Source organism: Pseudomonas sp. GW821-FHT11G12, from assembly GCF_058808055.1.
In genome coordinates this window covers 1-5,342 of record NZ_JBXARH010000015.1, presented here as the reverse complement: position 1 = coordinate 5,342, position 5,342 = coordinate 1, and the positions used below count along the sequence as shown (strand labels likewise).

Here is a 5,342-nt window from a genome sequence, read left to right as displayed (position 1 = left end):
TCGGCGATGCATCGTTTCACTTCTGAGTTCGGGATGGGATCAGGTGGTTCCAACGCTCTATGGTCGTCAAGAAATTCGGGTACTGAGTCGTGACCAGAGGGCCTCGCTTCAGCAAATTGGGTATGGGATAGTTTTCGGTGTTTTTGTGAACTCGAACTTTCGGTTCGTTTCGTCTTCACACACCGCAATCTGGTCTCTTTCGAGTTCGCAAATTGCTTGGGTGTTATATGGTCAAGCCTCACGGGCAATTAGTATTGGTTAGCTCAACGCCTCACAGCGCTTACACACCCAACCTATCAACGTCGTAGTCTTCGACGGCCCTTCAGGGAACTCAAGGTTCCAGTGAGATCTCATCTTGAGGCAAGTTTCCCGCTTAGATGCTTTCAGCGGTTATCTTTTCCGAACATAGCTACCCGGCAATGCCACTGGCGTGACAACCGGAACACCAGAGGTTCGTCCACTCCGGTCCTCTCGTACTAGGAGCAGCCCCTCTCAAATCTCAAACGTCCACGGCAGATAGGGACCGAACTGTCTCACGACGTTCTAAACCCAGCTCGCGTACCACTTTAAATGGCGAACAGCCATACCCTTGGGACCGGCTTCAGCCCCAGGATGTGATGAGCCGACATCGAGGTGCCAAACACCGCCGTCGATATGAACTCTTGGGCGGTATCAGCCTGTTATCCCCGGAGTACCTTTTATCCGTTGAGCGATGGCCCTTCCATACAGAACCACCGGATCACTAAGACCTACTTTCGTACCTGCTCGACGTGTCTGTCTCGCAGTCAAGCGCGCTTTTGCCTTTATACTCTACGACCGATTTCCGACCGGTCTGAGCGCACCTTCGTACTCCTCCGTTACTCTTTAGGAGGAGACCGCCCCAGTCAAACTACCCACCATACACTGTCCTCGATCCGGATAACGGACCTGAGTTAGAACCTCAAAGTTGCCAGGGTGGTATTTCAAGGATGGCTCCACGCAAACTGGCGTTCACGCTTCAAAGCCTCCCACCTATCCTACACAAGCAAATTCAAAGTCCAGTGCAAAGCTATAGTAAAGGTTCACGGGGTCTTTCCGTCTAGCCGCGGATACACTGCATCTTCACAGCGATTTCAATTTCACTGAGTCTCGGGTGGAGACAGCGCCGCCATCGTTACGCCATTCGTGCAGGTCGGAACTTACCCGACAAGGAATTTCGCTACCTTAGGACCGTTATAGTTACGGCCGCCGTTTACCGGGGCTTCGATCAAGAGCTTCGCGTTAGCTAACCCCATCAATTAACCTTCCGGCACCGGGCAGGCGTCACACCCTATACGTCCACTTTCGTGTTTGCAGAGTGCTGTGTTTTTAATAAACAGTCGCAGCGGCCTGGTATCTTCGACCGGCATGGGCTTACGGAGCAAGTCCTTCACCCTCACCGGCGCACCTTCTCCCGAAGTTACGGTGCCATTTTGCCTAGTTCCTTCACCCGAGTTCTCTCAAGCGCCTTGGTATTCTCTACCCAACCACCTGTGTCGGTTTGGGGTACGGTTCCTGGTTACCTGAAGCTTAGAAGCTTTTCTTGGAAGCATGGCATCAACCACTTCGTCGCCTAATGGCAACTCGTCATCAGCTCTCGGCCTTAGAATCCCGGATTTACCTAAGATTCCAGCCTACCACCTTAAACTTGGACAACCAACGCCAAGCTGGCCTAGCCTTCTCCGTCCCTCCATCGCAATAACCAGAAGTACAGGAATATTAACCTGTTTTCCATCGACTACGCTTTTCAGCCTCGCCTTAGGGACCGACTAACCCTGCGTCGATTAACGTTGCGCAGGAAACCTTGGTCTTTCGGCGTGGGTGTTTTTCACACCCATTGTCGTTACTCATGTCAGCATTCGCACTTCTGATACCTCCAGCAAGCTTCTCAACTCACCTTCACAGGCTTACAGAACGCTCCTCTACCGCATCACTTACGTGATACCCGTAGCTTCGGTGTATGGTTTGAGCCCCGTTACATCTTCCGCGCAGGCCGACTCGACTAGTGAGCTATTACGCTTTCTTTAAAGGGTGGCTGCTTCTAAGCCAACCTCCTAGCTGTCTAAGCCTTCCCACATCGTTTCCCACTTAACCATAACTTTGGGACCTTAGCTGACGGTCTGGGTTGTTTCCCTTTTCACGACGGACGTTAGCACCCGCCGTGTGTCTCCCATGCTCGGCACTTGTAGGTATTCGGAGTTTGCATCGGTTTGGTAAGTCGGGATGACCCCCTAGCCGAAACAGTGCTCTACCCCCTACAGTGATACATGAGGCGCTACCTAAATAGCTTTCGAGGAGAACCAGCTATCTCCGAGCTTGATTAGCCTTTCACTCCGATCCACAGGTCATCCGCTAACTTTTCAACGGTAGTCGGTTCGGTCCTCCAGTCAGTGTTACCTAACCTTCAACCTGCCCATGGATAGATCGCCCGGTTTCGGGTCTATTCCCAGCGACTAGACGCCCTATTAAGACTCGCTTTCGCTACGCCTCCCCTATTCGGTTAAGCTCGCCACTGAAAATAAGTCGCTGACCCATTATACAAAAGGTACGCAGTCACAGAACAAAGTCTGCTCCCACTGCTTGTACGCATACGGTTTCAGGATCTATTTCACTCCCCTCTCCGGGGTTCTTTTCGCCTTTCCCTCACGGTACTAGTTCACTATCGGTCAGTCAGTAGTATTTAGCCTTGGAGGATGGTCCCCCCATATTCAGACAAAGTTTCTCGTGCTCCGTCCTACTCGATTTCATGACTAAGAGATTTTCGCGTACAGGGCTATCACCCACTATGGCCGCACTTTCCAGAGCGTTCCGCTAATCTCAAAGCCACTTAAGGGCTAGTCCCCGTTCGCTCGCCACTACTAAGGGAATCTCGGTTGATTTCTTTTCCTCAGGGTACTTAGATGTTTCAGTTCCCCTGGTTCGCCTCTTGCACCTATGTATTCAGTACAAGATAACCATCTTATGATGGCTGGGTTCCCCCATTCAGACATCTCCGGATCAAAGTCTGTTTGCCGACTCCCCGAAGCTTTTCGCAGGCTACCACGTCTTTCATCGCCTCTGACTGCCAAGGCATCCACCGTATGCGCTTCTTCACTTGACCATATAACCCCAAGCAATCTGGTTATACTGTGAAGACGACATTCGCCGAAAATTCGAATTTCTCAACTAAGAGAACTCACAAATTTTACCTTAGCCTGATCACCACCAGTGAAAGTGGATCTCAGTCTATCTTTCTATCACATACCCAAATTTTTAAAGAACGAACTAGTCAAAGACTAGAAATCAACATTCACCATCCACTCGATGGAATGCTCATTTCTAAGCTCTTACTTCAGAAGCAGTAGTGGTGGAGCCAAGCGGGATCGAACCGCTGACCTCCTGCGTGCAAGGCAGGCGCTCTCCCAGCTGAGCTATGGCCCCGTATTTCTACAGGCGTTTCCCACACAAAATTGGTGGGTCTGGGCAGATTCGAACTGCCGACCTCACCCTTATCAGGGGTGCGCTCTAACCAACTGAGCTACAGACCCAATTTCGGGCTGCTTCTTTCGTCTTCTTCAATGAATCAAGCAATTCGTGTGGGAACTTATGGAGCAGCTGATGTCGTCGATTAAGGAGGTGATCCAGCCGCAGGTTCCCCTACGGCTACCTTGTTACGACTTCACCCCAGTCATGAATCACACCGTGGTAACCGTCCTCCCGAAGGTTAGACTAGCTACTTCTGGTGCAACCCACTCCCATGGTGTGACGGGCGGTGTGTACAAGGCCCGGGAACGTATTCACCGCGACATTCTGATTCGCGATTACTAGCGATTCCGACTTCACGCAGTCGAGTTGCAGACTGCGATCCGGACTACGATCGGTTTTATGGGATTAGCTCCACCTCGCGGCTTGGCAACCCTTTGTACCGACCATTGTAGCACGTGTGTAGCCCAGGCCGTAAGGGCCATGATGACTTGACGTCATCCCCACCTTCCTCCGGTTTGTCACCGGCAGTCTCCTTAGAGTGCCCACCATTACGTGCTGGTAACTAAGGACAAGGGTTGCGCTCGTTACGGGACTTAACCCAACATCTCACGACACGAGCTGACGACAGCCATGCAGCACCTGTCTCAATGTTCCCGAAGGCACCAATCCATCTCTGGAAAGTTCATTGGATGTCAAGGCCTGGTAAGGTTCTTCGCGTTGCTTCGAATTAAACCACATGCTCCACCGCTTGTGCGGGCCCCCGTCAATTCATTTGAGTTTTAACCTTGCGGCCGTACTCCCCAGGCGGTCAACTTAATGCGTTAGCTGCGCCACTAAGAGCTCAAGGCTCCCAACGGCTAGTTGACATCGTTTACGGCGTGGACTACCAGGGTATCTAATCCTGTTTGCTCCCCACGCTTTCGCACCTCAGTGTCAGTATCAGTCCAGGTGGTCGCCTTCGCCACTGGTGTTCCTTCCTATATCTACGCATTTCACCGCTACACAGGAAATTCCACCACCCTCTACCATACTCTAGCTCGCCAGTTTTGGATGCAGTTCCCAGGTTGAGCCCGGGGATTTCACATCCAACTTAACGAACCACCTACGCGCGCTTTACGCCCAGTAATTCCGATTAACGCTTGCACCCTCTGTATTACCGCGGCTGCTGGCACAGAGTTAGCCGGTGCTTATTCTGTCGGTAACGTCAAAATTGCAGAGTATTAATCTACAACCCTTCCTCCCAACTTAAAGTGCTTTACAATCCGAAGACCTTCTTCACACACGCGGCATGGCTGGATCAGGCTTTCGCCCATTGTCCAATATTCCCCACTGCTGCCTCCCGTAGGAGTCTGGACCGTGTCTCAGTTCCAGTGTGACTGATCATCCTCTCAGACCAGTTACGGATCGTCGCCTTGGTGAGCCATTACCTCACCAACTAGCTAATCCGACCTAGGCTCATCTGATAGCGCAAGGCCCGAAGGTCCCCTGCTTTCTCCCGTAGGACGTATGCGGTATTAGCGTTCCTTTCGAAACGTTGTCCCCCACTACCAGGCAGATTCCTAGGCATTACTCACCCGTCCGCCGCTGAATCCAGGAGCAAGCTCCTTTCATCCGCTCGACTTGCATGTGTTAGGCCTGCCGCCAGCGTTCAATCTGAGCCATGATCAAACTCTTCAGTTCAAACATCTTTGGGTTTTGAGAAAACCCTAAACTTGGCTCAGCAATCGTTGGTTACATCTTTGATTTCTCGCGGAGTAACTTGTGATGCTGATAATCTTTCTGACTATCAGTCTGACTCCACAAGCACCCACACGAATTGCTTGATTCAGTTGTTAAAGAGCGGTTGGTTAAGATCTTTC

2 tRNA genes and 3 rRNA genes are annotated in these 5,342 nt (G+C 51.4%); all 5 read right to left on the bottom strand.

Annotation, left to right across the window (positions count from 1 at the left end):
* Nucleotides 1–71, bottom strand: a 5S ribosomal RNA gene (gene rrf, locus AC1RR7_RS29725); the annotation flags it as partial.
* Between the two features lie 156 nt (nt 72–227).
* A 23S ribosomal RNA gene (locus AC1RR7_RS29720) occupies nt 228–3,118 on the bottom strand.
* 244 nt (nt 3,119–3,362) lie between these two features.
* Nucleotides 3,363–3,438 (bottom strand) — tRNA-Ala (locus AC1RR7_RS29715).
* 30 nt (nt 3,439–3,468) lie between these two features.
* A tRNA-Ile gene (locus AC1RR7_RS29710) sits at nt 3,469–3,545 on the bottom strand.
* An 81-nt stretch (nt 3,546–3,626) separates the two neighbouring features.
* A 16S ribosomal RNA gene (locus tag AC1RR7_RS29705) occupies nt 3,627–5,163 on the bottom strand.
* Between the last annotated feature and the right edge of the window lie 179 nt (nt 5,164–5,342).